15 protein-coding genes are annotated in these 19,869 nt (G+C 46.9%); 3 read left to right on the forward strand and 12 right to left on the reverse strand.

Annotation, left to right across the window (positions count from 1 at the left end):
- Positions 1-163: 163 nt before the first annotated feature.
- From AC6RV6_RS23420 to dnaN, 4 genes are all read right to left on the reverse strand, one after another.
- Positions 164-1,045, reverse strand: a complete 882-nt coding sequence (locus tag AC6RV6_RS23420; RefSeq protein WP_500243299.1) for an IS982 family transposase — start codon at positions 1,043-1,045, stop codon at positions 164-166.
- A 164-nt stretch (positions 1,046-1,209) separates the two neighbouring features.
- Entirely contained in the window at positions 1,210-2,166 is a 957-nt protein-coding gene (gene holA, locus AC6RV6_RS23425) for a DNA polymerase III subunit delta (RefSeq protein WP_500243300.1), read from the reverse strand.
- Between the two features lie 3 nt (positions 2,167-2,169).
- Positions 2,170-3,540 carry a DNA polymerase III subunit gamma/tau gene (gene dnaX, locus AC6RV6_RS23430; RefSeq protein WP_500243301.1) on the reverse strand — a complete coding sequence of 457 codons (1,371 nt, stop codon included), beginning with the start codon at positions 3,538-3,540 and terminating at the stop codon, positions 2,170-2,172.
- A gap of 138 nt (positions 3,541-3,678) precedes the next feature.
- Positions 3,679-5,052, reverse strand: a complete 1,374-nt coding sequence (gene dnaN / locus AC6RV6_RS23435; RefSeq protein WP_500243302.1) for a DNA polymerase III subunit beta — start codon at positions 5,050-5,052, stop codon at positions 3,679-3,681.
- 229 nt (positions 5,053-5,281) lie between these two features.
- On the opposite strand from dnaN, the gene AC6RV6_RS23440 reads away from it, so the two are divergent.
- Complete coding sequence (locus AC6RV6_RS23440) at positions 5,282-6,151, forward strand: hypothetical protein (protein WP_500243303.1); 870 nt, start codon at positions 5,282-5,284, stop codon at positions 6,149-6,151.
- 107 nt (positions 6,152-6,258) lie between these two features.
- Here AC6RV6_RS23440 and AC6RV6_RS23445 read toward each other — a convergent pair whose 3' ends face one another.
- The 4 genes from AC6RV6_RS23445 to AC6RV6_RS23460 form a co-directional block, all read right to left on the reverse strand.
- Positions 6,259-7,692, reverse strand: a complete 1,434-nt coding sequence (locus tag AC6RV6_RS23445; RefSeq protein WP_500243304.1) for an ATP-dependent DNA helicase — start codon at positions 7,690-7,692, stop codon at positions 6,259-6,261.
- 54 nt (positions 7,693-7,746) lie between these two features.
- On the reverse strand, positions 7,747-7,947 hold the full coding sequence (locus AC6RV6_RS23450; RefSeq protein ID WP_500243305.1) for a hypothetical protein: 201 nt from the start codon (positions 7,945-7,947) through the stop codon (positions 7,747-7,749).
- A gap of 91 nt (positions 7,948-8,038) precedes the next feature.
- Positions 8,039-8,416, reverse strand: coding sequence for a YbjN domain-containing protein (locus tag AC6RV6_RS23455; RefSeq protein WP_500243306.1), 378 nt, complete (start codon positions 8,414-8,416; stop codon positions 8,039-8,041).
- A 45-nt stretch (positions 8,417-8,461) separates the two neighbouring features.
- Positions 8,462-8,836 (reverse strand): type III secretion system chaperone family protein, encoded by a 375-nt coding sequence (locus AC6RV6_RS23460; protein ID WP_500243307.1) that lies wholly within the window; start codon positions 8,834-8,836, stop codon positions 8,462-8,464.
- Between the two features lie 904 nt (positions 8,837-9,740).
- Here AC6RV6_RS23460 and AC6RV6_RS23465 point away from each other — a divergent pair.
- A complete protein-coding gene (locus AC6RV6_RS23465; protein ID WP_500243308.1) occupies positions 9,741-10,382 on the forward strand; it encodes an AAA family ATPase in 642 nt (213 codons plus the stop codon).
- Complete coding sequence (locus tag AC6RV6_RS23470; RefSeq protein WP_500243309.1) at positions 10,375-11,256, forward strand: ParB/RepB/Spo0J family partition protein; 882 nt, start codon at positions 10,375-10,377, stop codon at positions 11,254-11,256. The genes AC6RV6_RS23465 and AC6RV6_RS23470 overlap by 8 nt, the downstream gene beginning before the upstream one ends.
- 7 nt (positions 11,257-11,263) lie before the next feature.
- Here the strand turns inward: AC6RV6_RS23470 and AC6RV6_RS23475 are convergent, their stop codons facing one another.
- From AC6RV6_RS23475 to AC6RV6_RS23490, 4 genes are all read right to left on the reverse strand, one after another.
- Positions 11,264-11,932, reverse strand: coding sequence for a hypothetical protein (locus AC6RV6_RS23475; RefSeq protein WP_500243310.1), 669 nt, complete (start codon positions 11,930-11,932; stop codon positions 11,264-11,266).
- A 34-nt stretch (positions 11,933-11,966) separates the two neighbouring features.
- Complete coding sequence (locus tag AC6RV6_RS23480; RefSeq protein WP_500243311.1) at positions 11,967-12,461, reverse strand: crossover junction endodeoxyribonuclease RuvC; 495 nt, start codon at positions 12,459-12,461, stop codon at positions 11,967-11,969.
- Positions 12,462-12,533: 72 nt separating this feature from the next.
- Entirely contained in the window at positions 12,534-13,409 is an 876-nt protein-coding gene (locus AC6RV6_RS23485) for a hypothetical protein (protein WP_500243312.1), read from the reverse strand.
- A 105-nt stretch (positions 13,410-13,514) separates the two neighbouring features.
- Entirely contained in the window at positions 13,515-19,691 is a 6,177-nt protein-coding gene (locus AC6RV6_RS23490) for a CHAT domain-containing protein (RefSeq protein WP_500243313.1), read from the reverse strand.
- Positions 19,692-19,869: the final 178 nt, after the last annotated feature.

Here is a 19,869-nt window from a genome sequence, read left to right on the forward strand (position 1 = left end):
TCTACATCCGCGATCGCTCCTCTCCGATCGCTCTTTCTCTATCTTGCAGCATTTGGAATCGGTAGCCCGAGCGCTAACTGTTCCTCGTCTTCCGTCGGGGATTCCGATTGAGTTGCCACAGACCGCAGCAAGCCGATCCAACCTAAATGAACCTGAGTTCGGGTTAAGAAGCAGGCGGTAAAGCCCACTCCAAGTGCAATGCAGGTTTTTTGGGTTGATGACAATAAGCAATCAGACCACAAATAATGTTAACAAAGCAATTGGTGGGGCTGCGATGACGAGAATGCTCGATTTGTGAAATGTTTTTGAGTTGGTCAATGACAGTTTCAACGATAGAACGTTTACGACTCAAGAGTTTGTCATTGAGGCGCATTAAGGTATTTTTCTGGTTACGCCGAGGCTTGGCAAAAAATTCAATACCGAAAGTCTCTAAAAGTTCTTGTGCCAATTTTTTGCTCACATAGCCCCTATCTGCAAAAATTTTACCACTCAAGCCACTTAATAAATCCATCGCAGGCTTACGGTCATCTATATTGCCCGGAGTAATTGTAATGTTAAGCAACTCACCATATTCACTCACCACTAAATGCAGCTTAAATCCATAGAACCAACCTGTAGAGGTCTTTCCACGAGCAGCAAGGTCTTTGAAAACCTTATTCTGATTAATACGGCGATTATGACAAACCACCAGACGAGTTGCATCAACAAAGCCGATCCCCGTACAAGTTCCAAAACAAGTTTTCAAATAACAGCACAAAGGTAATAAGCATCCAGGTATCCATTCAACAAAGCGTTGATAACTCACTAATTTTGGGAAAGCCTCTCCCCACTGCTGACTGACATGGTTGAGATAATAACTTTTGAAAGTGCGATAATGACTTTGATGAAAGGCTATCAGTATTGTCATTATTTCACTCAGACATAGCGATCGCGATCGCCTGCGGGTTTTTAATCCATTACTCAACAGTTGTTGATGCCATTGAGGTTCAAAGACTTTGCAGAAATCATCGACATGGCAAAAAAGTTCTTCTAAGCTAGTATTCATAACGGAGGACGGAGGCTGATGTTTTTCTCAATTTCAGCTTACTCCATCCTCCTTTCCTTATCCCGAACTGACGTTAAATGAGCATCGCAATTGCATTCGGATCGACATAAACCTCCATTTCAAAGCTGCCCGAATGCTTGACTTCGAGCAGCTTTGAGCATTTCTCATATTGCTTGGCGCATTCCCCGAACAATCAGCAACAGCACTAGCAGTATTTCGTTCGCCTTTGCCCCTCGTTTGAGTGCTACTTCCAGATCGAGGAGTCGCGTCAAGGCATGAGAAAGCGATCGCAGCGACACCCCCTCCACTTCCCGACGCAGAAAGTACAATCGTTTGGGATTGCCAATACCGCACAAGCGAGCAATTTCCCCATCTTTCTTCATTCCTCCTTGCAATGCTGCCTTCACCCAAAGCCAAGTGCGAAACTGAGTCACAAGAGTTGCCGCGATCGCTAAAGGATAAACCCCTCGAGCCAGCAACTCCTCCAATAAGCCCGCCATTTCCAACGCTTTCCCCTCTCGCACACTCGCTGCTAGCTGAAGATTGGTTTGAGTCATGCAGGGAACTAACCCCCTCACCTGCACTTTGGTCAGGCGATCGCCACTGGCATAAACCGCCAGCTTTTGCAGTTCCGACTCTACCCGCATCGTATCGTTGCCAATCGAGTCAGCCAAGTAATTGACAATATCCCGACTCAAGTGCAAATTCAACTCCTTTGCCTGCGTCCCAATGGCAGCAGCAATCAAATCGGTACGCCACGGGGGAATCTTGGCAAACTCTTTTAACTTGCCGAATTTAAGGAGGTGTTTGGAGACTTTCAAACGCTTGTCAATGGCACTGGCAACAAAAATCAGGTCTGTTGTCTCGGGTAACTGTCCCAAGCACTGAAGCAGTTCCAAACCCGTCTCCCCAAACTGCTTGAAGTTGCACTCTTCCACGACTACCACCTTGCGACCGTCGCCAAAGGCTGCGGCTCTGGCACAGGCGATCGCAGACTCTAAAGCATTACTGGAAAACCGATGGATGTTAAAGTGCCGCCATTGGGGAGAGACGCGGGACTTATAAGCGGAAATTTCTCGTTCGATGGCGTATCGGTCATCCCCGACTAAAATTGCAATCATGTTCTATTTGGCCTCAATTTCAACAGTTACGGCATAGCCCAAGGCTTTGTCAAGAATGCGTTCGACGGTTTGGCTGCGTTGCTGGAATCTCTTGATGTACTTGGGTTCGACAGACAGCACCGCTCGCTCCTCGTCAAGTTGCGTCAATCGAGCGCGGGAGAGCAAGCCGCGATTGCTGGGTTTTGCCGTTTCGACGACATTCGCCCAAATTCCTTCGAGATCGGGTGCGGGTTCGATTACCGACGCTCGCTGGCTCCCGTTGCTTTGGGGTTCGAGGGAGGCGATCGCGGTTTCCGGCATCAAGTTCAACAAGCAAACTTCGAGCCAAATGGACGCATTGAGGGAGGTTTTTAACTGTGCCTCCGACTTTTGCAGTTGGTTCAAAGCAGCGTCAATTGCTGGAAAATCCAAGCCATTTGCCAAGGAACGCAATTTGTTATGAGCGATCGCGCTTGTTACTAAATGCTTGCTTTTGGAGGCGGATTTGACCAGCAGCAAATCTCGATAAACTTGCAACAAACCGCTCAAAATCAATTGAGGTGCTTTGCCTCCATCTACCAAAGTGCGAGCGAGTTTCAGCGTGCCGATGATGTCTCCTTTGCCCAAACTCGTCAGCAATTCGAGGAGTTCTTCTGGACTGACCCCTCCCGATACTTCCACAACGCGAGTCGGGGTGATAGTTTCTCCCAATAGCGCCAACTGGGAGAGGAGTTGTAGGGCATCTCGCAAGCCTCCATTTGCCGTGCGGGCGATCGCGTTCAATGCCTCCTCGGTAATATCGATGGTTTCCAGTTCTGCTACTTCTCGCAAATGGTCGATAATGGTTTGCACGGACAGCGCTCGAAAGTTGAAGGTTTGGCAGCGCGAGGCGATCGTGGGCAATACTTTATGTGCTTCTGTCGTGCAGAGAATAAACATCGTCCGCGCCGGAGGTTCTTCGATGACCTTCAGCAGTGCATTCTGGCTGGCACTGGTAAGCATGTGCGCTTCATCGAGAATAAAGATGCGATATCGCCCTCGAGCCGGGGCAAAATTGCTTTGTTCGATGAGAGAACGAGCATCATCTACCCCATTGTGAGAAGCGGCATCGATTTCGCTCACATCCAAGGCAGAACTGTTGTCAATGGCACGACAGGAGGCGCAAACGCCACAGGGTGTTGCGGTGGGTTCCTCGCTCTCCAAGCAGTTGAGAGACTTGGCTAAGATGCGAGCCGTTGAAGTTTTGCCCGTTCCGCGAGGTCCGGTGAAGAGATAGGCTCGGGCAATTTGGCGATCGCTGACTGCATTGGTGAGGGCAGTGCGAATGAAATCCTGACCGACCAACTCGGCTAACTGTTGGGGTCGGTATTTGAGGTGTAATGCTTGGTGTGTCATGAGATTCTCTGTCTAATTTCTCTTCTCTCTCCCGATAGGGAAAATTGCAATTCGCCTTCGGTGCAGGCTTCTTACATTTTGAGGAAACCTCAAAATTAAGCCCTTACAATTGGGAGCAACTTGGTCTGAGGGGAGGTACTAACACAAGGGTGCAAGGATATACTCGGCAGCAATGGGGACTTCTCCTTTCGCATTAGTTCCATAGGGGACTATGAGAGTTGGGGTTTCGGGAGAAGCCAAGTGGATACGGAGATCGGAGGTAGAAATCGCTTTGACGACTTCCAGAAAATAACGCACGTCGTACTTGAACTCGACATCCTCGCCCTTCATCTGAATGCCCAGGGCTTCTTCTCCTTTGCCGACTTCCTTATGTTCGATGCTCAGATAGGCTTTTTGAGCTTCACTTTCCAAGCGCAAAGTCACGGCTTTGGCAGACTTATCGCTGAGAACGACAAAGCGCTCTAAAGTCTTCAGTAGAGCAACTCGTTCGACGGTAAAAGCGCGGCAATATTGACTTCGCAATGGTTGCACTACACCCTCACAGTCGGGATACTGTCCTTCGAGGGTCGCCGTCACCAAGCGCTTCTCATTCCATTCAAAAACTGCCGTTCCCCCTTGGGTTTCGGAGGTTTCCGACTTCTCGAAGTAGAGCGTGACTTTATCAGTGGGGTCTAAGTTGCGCTCCAACTCTCGCAGCACTTTCAAGGGAACGGTAAAGCTGACGGGTTCTGCGAGGGGAGTTTGAGATTTGCTTTCGGTTTTGCCTTCCATCAATGCCAAGCGATGGCCGTTGGTCGTCCACGTTCTCAAACTGTCGAGTTTTCGTTCTGGGTCGCAAGACAGGTAGAAGTGAGAGCCATTGAGTATCTTTTTATCCTCTTGAGTAGAAGCGGCAAATAGCGATCCCGACAGTTGAGCAAGGAGCAAACTGGCTGGAAGGGTCATTAATTTGGTCTCGACTCGAGGCAGGTTGGGAAAGTCATCCTCCACCATGCCTCTAAATTCAAAGCGCTTGTCGCGATCGCTCGGTGTCGATAGGATGGCAGCCAGTGCGGGTTCTTCTTCCGGTTCGGTCGGTTCAACAATCTTGCACTCGAGGGAAATATCTCCTTGGGGAAACTTGCCGATCATTTGTCGAAATGCGTCTAAGGGCAGTGTCATCGCACCGGGAGAATTGACTGTAGCGGCAAAACTCACGCTCATGCCGAATTGCAGGTTGTAGGTGGTCAAGTGCAATTTTTGTTCGGCAGCATCGGCAACAAACAGAACATTGTTGAGGATGGCGTGACTGGGATTTTGGGGAACGCCTTTGGCCACGAAATCCAAGTAATCGTTTAAGATACTGCGATCGCAAACGATATTCAATTCCGGTCTGGTTTTCGTAGCGGGTTTGGCCTCCGCTTTTGGAGTTGCCTTTTGAGTTTTCTTTGGGGTTGTCGTCTTCTTCTGGGTACGAGTTGTCGTACTCGTTCTTCGCTTTTTCTTCGCGGTTGTTGCTGTCGTTCTCGTCATGGGCTGAAGGGAGATTGAATTGCTCTAGCGTTGCGCGATAGCGGGTCATTGCTGAGATTGAGCCGCGAACTTAGTGCAAACATAGGGTTAGATCGTGCAACCTTGTCATCTTTTGTAAAACGAGCATCCTGCAAGAACGCGATCGCATTACGAGCGCCTGCTGCTTTGAAAAGAGAATTGATTCTCATGGATTGTCGGAAAATGTCACGTGAATTAAACTTAAAGAGCTTTGAATTCGGGATTCGATCGCATGGTGACTGACCTCAAAAAACTGGGCTATCGTCCCCAAGCAGAAGATACGATCGCGGAAGCCGATCGCTTGGAATTTTTGCTGCTGCGATCGCGATCGCCCTTGCAGCGATACGGGATGGCGCGGGCGTTGATGAAGCGAACCCGACAATTATCGCTGCAAAGTATCAAGCGGCGGTTCCCTCACTTGACGGGCATAGCTCTGGCAGAGAAAATAGCGAGGGCGTGGTTGCAAGATGATTATCCGAGCGCATTCGTACCGGGAAACAATGAAAAGATGTGGATTCAAGACCCGTTAGAAATTGCCTTTTTGTTGCACGACCTGTTTGAATCCCTACAAATCGAGTATTTCATTGCCGGCGGATCGGCAGCAATTTTGTACGGAGAACCCCGCACCACTCGCGATTTAGACGTGGTGGTATCCATGCAGCGCGATCGACTCGATGAAGCGATCGCCTCCCTCGAAGAATCTGGATTTTACGTGGCGGGTGTCGAAGATGTGAAAAGCGGGCGGCTCGATATCCTGCAAGTCATTCATATTGCAACGATTGCCCGAGGGGATTTGATTTTGTTGGGGACAACGCCTTTTGATCGAGTGCAACTGGAACGACGGCAGGCAGTCTCAATGGAAGAAGGACGAATTTTGTATTATGCCAGCCCCGAAGATACGATTTTAAGCAAGCTGCAATGGCGACGGCAAAGTCAGTCGGAAAAGCAGTGGCGGGATGTTTTGGGCATTCTCAAGGTTCAAGGAGAATTGCTCGATCTTGACTATCTGCAAGAGTGGGCGACACGACTCGGTTTGAATGCAGATTTGCGTCTGGTGCTTGTAGAAGCCGGTTTGAATTGATGCGATCGCAATCCGGCAGCCGAGTCATACAACACGAAAGTTTATCGGGTTGAACCCTATCGCACTAACCCGATGTTTCCCCAGCTTATCTCTACTACAACTCGGATTTAGGATTTGTGTTTGGAAAGAAAGAGAACTCGATGGCGAAACCGGGATGCACCGACATACCACAGTCGATTGTATTCTTTACGCTTCTGTCGCTCGGATTCGTCATTACCCACAAATAGACGCACGAGGAGATCGTCCCCATCGATCGCCCCTTCGTCAAACGTGCTGCCTTGAGAATTATGGACGGTCAGGGCAAAGCAATTCCAAACCTTAGCAAAAACATCATCGCGAAACCAGTAATACTTGCGCCATAAAAAGGAATTGCGCTTGGCACTCTGATACTTTTGCTCCAACTCTGCCTCATACCGACGGCGTTCGGACTCATGCAGGACAAAGATTTGCCGGACGAGACCTTCATCGGTAACGACTCGCAATTGCCACACCCGATAGCCATAATGTCGATTCTCGGCAATTTCTTGCACTTCAATCTCGCAGGAGGTGGGCAAAATAACCGTCTTGCCATCAGGAGCAACAACTGGGTTTTTGGTAATCAGTCGCTCTCCGATAACAAATTGGGGCGCATCTTTCCCATAGATTGCACTACGAATCGCCGCATTATAATACTCGACTCGCTTGTTGGTATAGCAAAGGATGCGGAAACAATCGGGGTTTTGGGCAAACTTTCGGCGAACTTTCTTAATCCCATATTGCAACAGCTTGGCTTCCGAGGCTCTAAACGCACCATTCGATTTATCGTTCGGTTGGTAGCAGGGAAAGGGGAAAAAGCAATCAGTTTTGCTCTTGACCGCACGGCGACTGGCTGTGACAAAATCCAACAGGGGACTTTCTCCAGCTTGCCTCACCACTTTGGTTAGGATGGCGCGATTTTTAATATTGAAGGTCGGCGATCGCTTTTCTCCCACTGGATTCAATTGCGCGGGATCGCCCATGAGAACCAGCTTACGATTGGCAAGGGGAGACTTTTCGCAGCAGCGTTCGAGCCATTCCCACAACTCCGCCCCGACCATCGAACATTCATCAAGGAAAATAAAATCGTAGAGGTGAACAGAAGATGCTGCGGTTTGTACCAAAACTTTCTCCGTGCCTTGATTCCGCACTCCCAAGCCCAATAGCTGATGAATGGTTTGGCAGGGAATCCCCAGCATCTCATTTTTCGCCGCCATCTTTTTCAAAATGGCAACAGCTTTATTGGTGGGTGCAGTTAAAACAACGCGCTTGCCTCGGTCGATGAGTTCGCGAATGGCTGCAAAAATAATGGTTGATTTCCCGGTTCCGGCATAGCCTCCCAACAGGAAAAAAGGTTCGGGGTCGTCGAGGAATGCCCAGAGTTTTCGCAACGCTTTCTTTTGCGGGCGTTTGAGGGAGAAGGGGAAATGAACGAGCGATCGCTTCCAGCCTTGGGTTGGCTCGGGAGATTGCGTCCCGTTGGAACTGGAAGGAAGAATGGAAACGGGTAAAACGGATTGGCTCATGAGTCGGGTCGATAAATTCTTACAATTGCCCTCCGCGATAGCGTTCTCCTTCCTTCAGGTTTCGGGCATTCGCTCCAAATCTAAAGCCGTGACCTTCTTTATCGCTTCGAGACGCTTGGCGACGGTTTTATGCTTCGGCTTTTCGATTTCATACTCCCAACGCTTGCCCGCTAAGTGGCGAAATTCGGGAAGCTGATGGTCGTGCAAATTGCTCAATTTTCCCACCAGTTGCTTGATGGATTTGAGGGTGGGCATTGCTCACCCTACCAAACTCCCAATCACAACCTTGGTCTTTTTGCCGGGCATAACAATAATTTCAACTCTATCAAAAGTACATACCAATTAATCAAATTAATTGGTTGACAAACATATCAATAAGATTCTCGAACACTGCCAAAAAGCTCAAGAAGTTGCCCATAACCCATCCTTTCTCTATTAAGTAGTCTGCCCTAAATTCAATAGCTCCATCGTCTCTAATGTAAGACCTAATAATAGAGTAATCAGCATTGAATTTATTGGCTACTTCATACGAATAATTCCCATCTAAGTAACTACGAACTCTCAAGAACCTTAATCGGTAATCGTGGTAATCAATACGAACAAGGAATTTCTGCTTCGTAAGGTAAATATAAGCATTATTGTCAACTTGTTCATACTCTAGAGCAGTAACGTCAAGGAACGGCTCTATCATTTCAAAAGTAAAGCCTTCAATTGCTTCAGTCATTTTTCAATCTGCCTCCAATACAGCTAAAGATATCTAAACCACATCTTACTCAATATGGTCTTGAAAACGCTTGACCGAACCATCGAAAAGTTGCCAGAAGAACAGAAAGTTTTCCAAATCAAAACCACCTTGTGTAAAAAAACTCCCTCTAATTCCAGAACGTCCTTCAGACTCAATAAAAGCAGTAGTAAAAATCTCAAATGAGTTCCACTCATTTATTTTCTGAAGTGGACAAAAACCGTTAAAGTATGCTACAAAATTCACGAACTTACCTCTTTGAATGACCAAGACTTTGATTGCATCGCTAGTCACATACTGTAGTACTTCATCATTTATTCTCTTGTAGAGTGTCGATCTCACATCTAAAAACATTTCTACAACATTTAGATCGAACTTTTCAAGTAATGTCTTGCTTCCCATAAAAGTAAAAACTCACAAATGTAAAATATATTCCGAAATTACTCTCAGAAATGATTTCACCTCACTCGTTTCTCCGCAGAGGTAAGAGATCTCTGAGACCAACTTCCAGTACGCTTATCCAACACAAAAGCTGCTACATTCTGGTTCATTTGATCCCGAATGAGAATATTCCATTCACCATTACTCTCAAAGGCATGATGATGAACATTGTTAGCATTACTAGACACTGGTTCAAATGTTACCCCTCTTCCATCACCCAAATCAATGAGCTTTACAGTAATTACATCACCGTTTGGAAGTCTAAATTGGACAGTTTCCTTCATTGACATCAACAAACCTCACTAAGAATACAAAACATAATTGTAGTTAATTAGTTAAGGTGTGTCAAGCCCGTGCGATCAAAATCACAACACATCGTGATTATTCACCTCAAACCAGAGGAGGTGCGATTTCAGGCTTTTACTGAGGTAGTTGAGCCACACACTGTTCTTTTAACTGTTGCTGCCAAGCAAGGTTAACAATTTGTGAAGTACCGACGATTGAATCTTTGATTCAATCGCGGCTTCCTACTTCTACCGCCGAAGCCTCCAGAAAACAAGTTTTCTCTTGGTCTTACTCAGCGTCCATAGGCAGAACCCCGTCTTCCACAGGGTTGTTAAGTTTTTAGACGCTTGGTTTTCGCGTTTAGAGTTGGTGTTCCAACAACATGAAAATTGTAGCACAAGTTACGGTCGATTCCATCGGGCATTCTCCAACTTCAATCTCTCACTGCCCTTACCCGTTAGAGCGATTTTTCTTGCAAATCAGTCTTCCCAAAAGGAATGATTAAAAGTACAATTGTTTGTAGCGCGACTCAACACTGCAAGTCTCGACGGACGGAGACCCCATTTTTCATTATTTACCCATGACTGTTATTGCATTAGTAAATCAGAAGGGAGGATGCGGTAAATCGACAACAGCCGTTCATTTAGCGCATTATCTCTCCCAACAAGGAACGGTTGCCCTCATTGATGCCGACGCTCAACAAAGCTCGAGCATCTGGTTAAACAGCCTCGAAAAAGTTTCCCTTGCCAACACGGCAATTCTCGACCCCGAAGAACTCTTCGAGACCATTGAAGAGATGTCAAAAAAATACGATGCCGTTGTTGTGGACGGTCCTGGCAGTTTATCCGAAGTGACCAAAACCATTCTCGATTGTTGCGACTTGGCGCTCATGCCCTGTCAGCCATCGGGTTTGGACTTATCGAGTAGTGGAATTTTTCTGCGGGTCATTCGCCATCGCCAGAAAATCCGTCAGGGCAAACCCAAAGTCGGGCTATTTCTCAGTCGAGCCATCAAAGGCACCGTATTACTCAAAGACGCGCAAAAATCCCTCAAAGCCGACACTCGCTTTCCCTTACTCGAAACCATTATCTACCAGCGCCAATGCTTGGCAGATGCGTCTATCCAACAAAGTACGGCATTCGATCTCACCGGTTCGGCGGCAAAAACAGCCGCTCGAGACTATAAGGCATTATTTAAGGAGGCATTGAAACTTCTTGGCTAAACAACGACGCAGCATCAGTGCATTTCTCGATGACATTCCCAAAGAAGCAGAATCCGAACTCGCGATCGCGGAGATTGCACTCCCCGCTTCTCAACCCCGGCGCTACTTCGACCCCAATAAAATGGCACAATTGGCAGCGTCCATTGAGAAACACGGCATTCTCGAACCGCTACTCGTGCGACCTACCAATTCCAGCTACGAGCTAGTGGCAGGAGAACGACGCTATCGAGCGGCTATAGAATTGGGACTGGAAACCGTTCCCGTCGTCGTTCGCAATCTTAACGACCACGAAGCCTTGGCTATTTCTCTGATCGAAAACTTGCAGCGAGAAGATCTCAACCCCGTTGAAGAAACGGAAGGCATTCTCAGCCTCATTGCTATAGAATTGGATATCCAGCAAGAGGAAGTCATCGCCAAACTCTACAAGATGCGGAACGAATTGAACGGTAGTGACAACGTTGTCACTAATCCCGAACACAACACCATTCAATCAGTTTTTCGCTCTTTGGGGTTGTTGAGTTGGGATTCTTTCATTACCCATCGCTTACCCTTGCTCAAACTTCCCGACGAAATTCTAGAGGCATTGCGTCAGGGAAAATTGGCTTATACCAAAGCGCTGGCTATTTCTCGCATCAAAAACGAGGAACAACGGCGATCGCTCCTCGAAGCCTCCATTTCGGAAAATCTTTCCATCCGTCAGATCAAAGAACGTATCGCCGCACTGAATCCCAAACCGGAAAAATTTCCCATTCAAAAGCAACTCGACAGCGCTTACAGTTCTTTGAAGAAATCAAAAGTTTGGAACAATCCCGATAAAAAGCAGCGCTTGGAATCGCTATTGCAGGAAATTGAAAGCATTTTGACGGAAGAGTGATGCCCTCTCAAAATAGGGAAATTTGGCGATCGCCTTCATCGTCTGAGGGACTGGCTACAGTTTGTTTTTTGCGTTGAGTGTTAGACTTGACCGCTTTTCGTTTCTTGCCCCATCCTCGTTGCTTGCCTGTTTCTACCACGCGGCGGCGGATATCTCTGGCAATGCGATCGTAACATTCCGTCTTGATGTAACCGGACATTTGCACGGGTTCTACTCCCTGCACCTCCCAAAAGGTTCGACCTTCTGGCAATTTCCCGTGCTTGGTCATACTCTCATTTGCCGCCCATAGATAAACATCCGCCCAATAGCGATCCAAAGGAGCAATTAAAGTCGCCGGATAAATACAAGCCGCCACTTCACTCGGTGTTGCCAATTCTTCCACAATTCCTTGTTCGTTTTCAGCAACAATGGCATCGAAGCGATCGAGATAAATGGCTTTGGGCAACCATTGAGGCAAACTTTCACTCCAACCGCACTGGTGAACCGAGATTGGCCCTGCCAAATAGCGAATGTGATGAATCGAAAATTCAGAAAGTTCGAGTAGTGCAGCGATTAACTCATTGCTACAATCCATCTCCAGCAGCAAGCGCAACATTTTTTGAGTTCGTGGGTTGGCACTCGGGCGATCGCCTTGCTCTGGTAAATCGAGCAGTTGAACTTGTTTGGGTTGTTCCATCGGTATCGTTTCGTGCTTCGACACCGACAAAGCGTTAGCTGATGTTGTTGGTCAGCCCGCATAAACCCGCATAACCGATGGCGATCGCATCTACCGAATCATCAACGGGGAGCTTCTCCATATCGAATAAAGTCGCAATAATTTCTGCCACTTCTCCTTTCGTTGCCCTCCCATTGCCCAAATGTGCCTTCCAACTGGATTGGTGGAGTTGAACTGGTTCAATATCTGCCTCCCGACAGCAAACGAGGTTGATAATGCCCACTGCTTGCAAAACCCCACCTGCCGCTTTGATATGACGACCGAAAAAAGGCATTTCCATTACTGCTTGCGTAGGTTCAAATTCTTCAATGAGTTCGACTAAATCTCGTTCGATTTCAACCAACCGTTGAGAGGTGGAGAGAGCGGCATCGGTTTCAATGATGCCGTAATCGAGTAGTTTAGGAGTACCTTGGCGATCTTCTGTCAAAACCGCCCATCCTATCGTTGCCAAACCGGGATCCAATCCAAGCCAGATATTCTCTTCGCTCATCCAATTTTCCCGATCGCCTGTCCCCTTAAAATGGGTGCAGATATATTGATTGCTTTCCTATTACAACACAATTTAGCGATCGCCGTCCTGCCCGTTGCCAAGAAATTGCAGTGCTTCGCGAGGAACAAGACACAATTGATCTGCTTCGGTCCGACACATGGCAGATTGAGGAAGCGACAATTCCTTACAATTGTCAATATCAAAATCGAGTTGTTGCTCCCACAAACACTTTATCACTCGCACGATTGTTCCTTCACTGAGAGAAAGCGAAGAAACTTTGATCGAATCCAAAGAAGGTTGCGATTCGAGTTGGGCGAGAAAGGAAACGTCAGGATTGCCGATAACTCGAGCGAGTCGGATGCCCTGGGGTAAATTGGCAACAGCATCCTCAAATAGGCAGTTGAGAATATTACAGCGCAGTGGGTCTGATTCTTCAACCCGATAGGATTCAACGACTTCTGCCACAGATTTTCCTGTTTCTCGTGCTTGCAGAATCACATCTCGAACCAAGGGAAGTGCTGTTTTCGCAAAACTGTCGGCATCTAAGGGAGTTGCTTGTTCCAGCTTTTGGATGAGTTGGAAAAGGCGATCGCGAATTTGTGGATCTGGCACTTTTGCTTGACATTCGGCGGCAATTTCTAGGGTGTAGATGAGGTCTGACGGCAAAGAATTAAGATGATTGGGTAGAGAAACGCTTTCTCCATTTAATTTCGCGTCGAGTGCTAGATCGTAATATTCTTCTGCCAAATCGAATAGGTTGCCTCCCAGTTTTGATTCGAGGCAATGCAAAAGCTGCCAAAATAGAGAGAGCGATCGCGGTATGGGACGATTGGCAATGAAGCAAATCTGACATTTGGACGAGCGATCGCTGAAGATTTCGATGCGTCCGTAAGTCTGACGAGTGTGATAATCTAAGTGCAATAGCCGTCGATAAAGTTGATTTTTCATAAAGCAAGCCATCAAAATGAACGAGTTCCAGCAAGGTTTTTGCTGTTCTCGAATCGATCCGCGATAGCGATCCTGCTGAAATGCTTGCCAATTTAAAATTTTTGCCTACCAAGGACTGCCAACGAGAGAAAATCCCGTCCAGAAGTAAGGATGAGAAAAATCAAGACGATCCAATCCAGTCAACTCCGAAGGCAGATTTACAGGAGTCGTCCACCCCAACAATTGACCCGCTTCCACTCGTACCTGACCCGATAGCATTCGCAGTTGTGCTTGTCGCAAGGCTTCTGCTTTAATCTTCACGTCCGGAGCATTCACGGCTTGGTAAAATTCTCCCATTAACACCAATGTGCCGAGATCGTTGACATCCCATAGACTGGCAAGGGCGGATTTGACTCCTGCTTGTACGGCCAATCCAGCAAATCCCATTTCCGAACGGCGATCGCCAATGGCTGTCCGACAAGCGCTTAAAATCAATAATTCCACGGCAGGATCGGCATACCATTGAGCTTGTCGCAATCCTTCTAACCCTATCTTTTTATCCCAGAATTGAATGTGAGCGTTTTCGGGATATGAGGGTTGGAAAGAAGCATGGGTGGCAAGGTGAACGATATCAAAACGATTTTGACGGCGTTGAGCTTGTAGATTTTCTAGGGTAAATTCTTGGTTGAGAAAGGATGTCCCTTGGTGGAAGGTTTCGGTAGCAGCAGCAAGTTCGATGGGAACGGCAGGAAGGGGATCGTAAGATGTATTGGGAAATTCGGAGGCTCCCATGCCCAGAACTCGCGATCGCTCGAGGGATTGATAGCGGGTATCGGTGAGACTGACACTGGGAATCGAGCCGAGGCTGTATTTTTCTATCAGAAATCCTTCGCCATTGTGGAGGGCAGAAAGGGGCAGAGAACGCAGTATACTACCGAGAGAGAAAACGAGGGTATCGATTTCGAGGCGTTCGAGTTCGTCTTCTAAGGGGGCAACCAGCCAGTTGTAGAGTTTGCGGGCGTTGGTTCGGTAGGCGTGATTGTCGGGTTGGAGGAGGCGATCGCGTAAAAGTCCAATCTCTCGACGCAAATCGCGATATTTAGCTTCGGAAACGCGATAGACTCGAGGGGGAGAGTCGGGACGCACGAGGACGAGTTGCAAGGCTTCGGGCAGGGGTAAGGCGTAGATGATAACGGCTCTCGTTCCTGTCTCGATTTCGATGGTTTTCAGGGTATCGCGGATACTTTGGGCGGTCACTTTTTCATCGGTCAGATTTTCCTCAAAGTAACTTTCGTATTCTTCTTCTAAGAATTGGTCGATGTCGCTGACGAGTTGCTCGGGGTTGGCGTTGAGATTGAGAGAGGTGAGGGAGTTGAGGGAGGGTAAGGTGATGTCGGCGATCGCGATCGGGTTGGGAGTTTCTGGGTTGTTGGTTTCTTCGTTGTAGGGGTTATCAACATCGAGGGAAAGCAGCACTTGTTCCCCCGTATTGGGATTGGAGGTTTGCCACTCAAAGGCATAATCTCCAGTTTCGTCGGTGGTAATGTTGGTTTCGGCGTTGAGGAGATTGCCAATCAGCAAGGCAAGGCTTTCAATGGGGTTATCGACGCGATCGAGTTCTTCTAAGGGTTCGGGATTTTCGGGGGGAGGAGTTAGGGGATCGGGTGATGTTGCGGGAAGGGGCAGTGGTGTCGGCTGGGGTTGTGCGGGAATTTGCGGTTGAGGGACTGAGACGATTTGCAGGCGATCGCTATCCTGTTTGTGGGTGTAGGGATATTCTTGATAGGTTTCGATGCTGCGATCGCCCGTGTCGTTCCCTCTCGTAATTTCTCCCCTTGTGCCGTTGGTGCTGGCATCGCCGACAATAAAGGGAATTTCACCGTTACCACCATGATAAATCTTGACTTCGCCTCCTTCAATGGCTCCGGCAACAGAAATGCTGGCGTTTTGTCCGTTGCGATCGCTAAAGGTATCGCTGGCTTGGAAGAATCGGGGGGTGTTGATGGTGACATTTCCTCCGGTTTCATTACTGCTTTGGGCGTTGATAGAGGCGGTATGGATGCTATTGTCGGCTTGTAGGGTAACGTGACCTGCATCGGTTATTGCAGAGGTGTCAATCGTTCCCGTGGTAATGCCGGCATCGTGGCTGGTAAGAGTAACATTAGCAGGTGTAGTAATATTTTCGGTTTGGATGCTTCCTTCTCGGGCAGTGAGGGTAACGCGATCGGTGGCGATAATATTTTCGGTTGCAAGATCGCCGTTGGTAGTGGAGATGGAGAGTTCTCCTTGGGTGTCGATCTGTTGGGTGAAAATGTCGCCGTTGATGCTGGTTAATGCGAGATCGTCTTGAATGGTAATATTTCCGGTTTCAATGCTTTGAGCTTCGAGAATAGTTTCATTTTGGGCGTTAATATTGCCTGTTGTTAAAGTTTTAGGGGTGCTAATGTTGAGGGTTTCGCGAGTTGCCATATTTCCTGTGGTTAGATTGTCGATGCGACTGGTGAGGTCGATAGTTTGTTCGGCATCGATATTGCCTGTCGTAACGGTATTTCCAGCAAGGGTAACGCTTTCTGTTGAGTTAAGGTTTCCCGTAGTCACTTCACCTTCAAGGCTATTGAGAGAAATTGCTTGTTTGGAGTCGATATGGCTGACGCTGATATCTTGTCGGGCGGTAACGTTGGTGGCGGTGGTATCGTTTAAAACCGTACCATTGCGAACGGTTAGGCGATCGAGGGGTGTTGTTGCGCCAACGCTATCTTCGAGGGTTACGGTTTGAGCATCTAAGGTGAGTTCGTGGCTACCATCGATGGTACTGCCAAAGGTAATATTCCCGTTGCCTTCAATTTTGAAGGTGTTATTATCGGCAAGGTTTACCGTTCCGTCAAAGGTCAGACTGTTATCGTTTGTGGTGATGTCGCCTTGGGTGGTGATAGTGCGATCTGCTGTAATAAAAATTGCACCGCCTTGATTGGCGATCGATTGAGCGTTAATATCGGCAACGTTAACATTACCACCAAAGGTTAATTGAGTTGCATTGCTTGTAGCCCACGGGGGAACATTTTTTTGTTCTGAAGTAAGATTAACATCACCACTTCGACCCAAAGCAGAAGATGTGATTAAAGAACCTCGTGTTGTATCGATATTACCTGCGGTGCTGGTAATTTCAATCTTGCCACTATCACCGTTAAAACCGGGATTGAATAGAGTAATTGTTCCTGTGTTGATATCACTGATAGCATTAAGGTTAATATTTCCACCTCTAGTTCCCCCTGCTGCACTAATAATCCCTGCTGTAGTGTCAATTTTTCCAACATAAGCACCGTCGCTATTAGAAAAATAACCTGTTGAGTTGATATTTATATTTCCAGCATTTCGAGGACTATCTGAGCGAATATTTTGAGTTGTTATATCTCTTCTCGCTTGAATATTAATATTGCCTCCACTCTCTCCTCCAGAAGCATTAATTTCTCCTCCAATAATTAGATCATAAGAGGAATAATTTCTAATATTAATATCACCTCCGTTCTCTTCACCGGAAGAGTTAATTGTTCCAGCAACTGTTATATTATAGAATCCATTGTTATCAATAGAAATATCGCCCCCGTTTTGACTTCCAGAGGAATCAATTGTTCCTGTTATATTAATACTTGAAGTGCCTTTTAGTTCTATCTGACCACCATCACCATTTAAAGATGAAGAATCCAATATATCAACAGAAATGCCTGAACCATACATACTAATATTTTGACCATTAGAATAAAGAGCGCTTCTATGTAAGTTTACCTGCCCAAATCCACCACTACTTCGCTTGGCTGTAAGTGTTATATGTCCACTTTCTGTCACATAAATTGTATCCTGTAAAAGAAGCCCTTGAGTACCCTGAGAGATTCCCAAAATATTTATATTACCTATTCCTGTGGATTCAATAATCTGTTCTCCTCCAGAATCTGATATATCGATTCCTCTTCCTCCAAGAGAAGAACTATTATCAACCCCTGTAAGATTAATGTCACCATTTTCAGTACGAATTAATTTATTTTCACCCTTGATTCCAGAATTATGGCTGATACCATACGTTCCATAACCCATTAAATTGATTTCACCACTAGCTATTGTTTCTATAGTATTTTGAGCTAAATATATCCCATGATTGCTGTATTCGTTTCCCCCGCTTCTTCCTTGAATATTGATACCACCATCACCAGCAAAAATATTTGCACTTGACAAAAATATTCCATGATTACTACTTGTTCCATTTCCTCCTTGTCCGATTAAATTAATTTGTCCAATTCCTGATGTTTTGAAATCACATAAAGAGCAAGAAACACCAATTTGAGATGCTTCTAAACTATTTCCTCCAAGTCCGGAAATATTAATATCACCGTTTTCTGCTTGGATTGTTCCTAAAGAATAAATTCCAGAATTTTCTATACTTTTGCTACCTCCTATTCCATCCAGAAAAATAGAGCCATCACCAACTAATTGAACTACACTATTACTATCTAAAAAAATGCCGTGATTTTGTCCTCTTTCTAAATTTCCTCGATCGGGATCGGGCATTGAACCATGTCCACCTTGACCCGTTATCGTTATATTTCCCACTCCACTCGATTGAATTGTTCCATTTTGAAGCCAAACACCATAGTTTTGCCATTGTGTATCACTATGCGCCCCAACTCCTGTAATCTCAATATTGCCCCCTCCTGCATCAATTTCGCTTCCATCCACAGTCACCCCAACTCGTTCCGTTCCATCTCCTCGTCCACTTCCCACAAAATCCCCTCCTCCTGTTTGGATCGTTGCATTTGTTATTGTTAAACTTCCCCCACCTGTATTATCAGCATCGGCTAATAACTGCACGTCACCCCCCTGCGTCGTGATGTCTGCATTGACTCGAAGGTGCCGATCGCCCTCGACGGTCAACCCTACCCCAGCATTCGCCATATTAATCGCCGCATCAATAAAAATATCCTGCGTCGCCGTCAGATTCACATTTGCCAGCGCATTATTAATCGATGCAAGATTGCTCCCATCCACCACAAAATCCGTCGGATCGAGCAATAACGTACCAAACTCCCCATTTGTCCCCGAAGCATCCACCCAACCCCGATAATCCAGCGTTTCTAACCCCGAAACTTCCACAAAACCCCCATTCTCTCCTGTCGCACTCACCCGTCCCAAAAACTGCATCGCCCCATCAGCCCAAAGGATAACATTACCCCCATCCGCACTTACCCCATCAGCCCGAATCATCGAATTTTCATCCACCCAAACGAGATCGCTCCTCGGCATTGTCCAAGAACCCTGCTTCTCCCCACCAATCCTCACATTACCGCCCCCTTCACTCCCAGAAACATTAATTTCCGCCCCAATCAAGGCAATAACATCCCCCACAACATCCACATTTCCCCCTGTTGCTTCCAACTCCCCAGATGAAATAGCGCTTCCCTCATTCATCGATACCGTCGTCCCTTGCACCGATATTTCATTTCCCGCAACCGTTACCCCCGTCTCCACCCCCGATCCCGTAATCAACGCCGGAATATCCACCCCACGCACCTCCACGGGATTTCCTTGCGCGTCCCGAGGCGGTACGATCTCAAACCCCAAAACATTATCTTGATGAGCAATCCGCACTCGTCCCGTTTCCGGCATTGCTACAATACTCACATTCCCTTCCGGAGCGCTCAAACTCCCCGTATTGATGACGCTTCCCCCAATCAAAGCCAAGGTTTGCCCCTCACTGACCGCTAAATCCCCTGCATTAATAATCGTTCCAGAGCGATCGCTTAAATCGAACTCAATCGGAGTCCCCTTTAAATTCTGATAATCGTTATCTCCCAACGCATCAAACCACAAGTCATTCCCAAACCCAATCCCCTGCGCCGTCGTCGCAAAAAAGTCTCCCGGTACATTCAAAGACGCATTCGAGCCAAAAACAAACCCCGAAGGATTCATCAAATAAAGGTTAGAATGACCGCCGAGAACCCGCATGAGTCCGTCAATAACCGAAGGATTGCCCCCCGTCACCCGCCCCAAGATATTCTGAATTTGAGGATTAGAGAGAAATGTAGCGATTTGGTTCGCATCCAACCCCAACTCGATAAAACTGTGAAAAAGATTAGCACCATCTCCCGACAGCGTACCGCCTTCGATAACAAACTCATTGCCATCAATATTGACGATCGTTCCCGTCCCATCTGGCGCGGGAACAATAGACTGAGCGATCGCCTCTCCTCCCACTATCAATAAAGATAAAGCAACTAAAGGAACGAGAGTTTCCGACTTTATGGGAGCATTCATATTTTTCTCTGAAGTTAGAATTTTCCGCGAACTAACAGATAGATCTATCCTCTATAGCTATCATGGAAAATCCAAAATTTTTCGCAACCTCCTCAAAAAAATAATTTGCGACTGGATTTTGCCCGAGGGAACTTGCTTGGTAAAGTACGAGAGGTGCAATCTACTTTACCACGATCGA

The organism is Spirulina sp. LEGE 11439 (assembly GCF_059821285.1).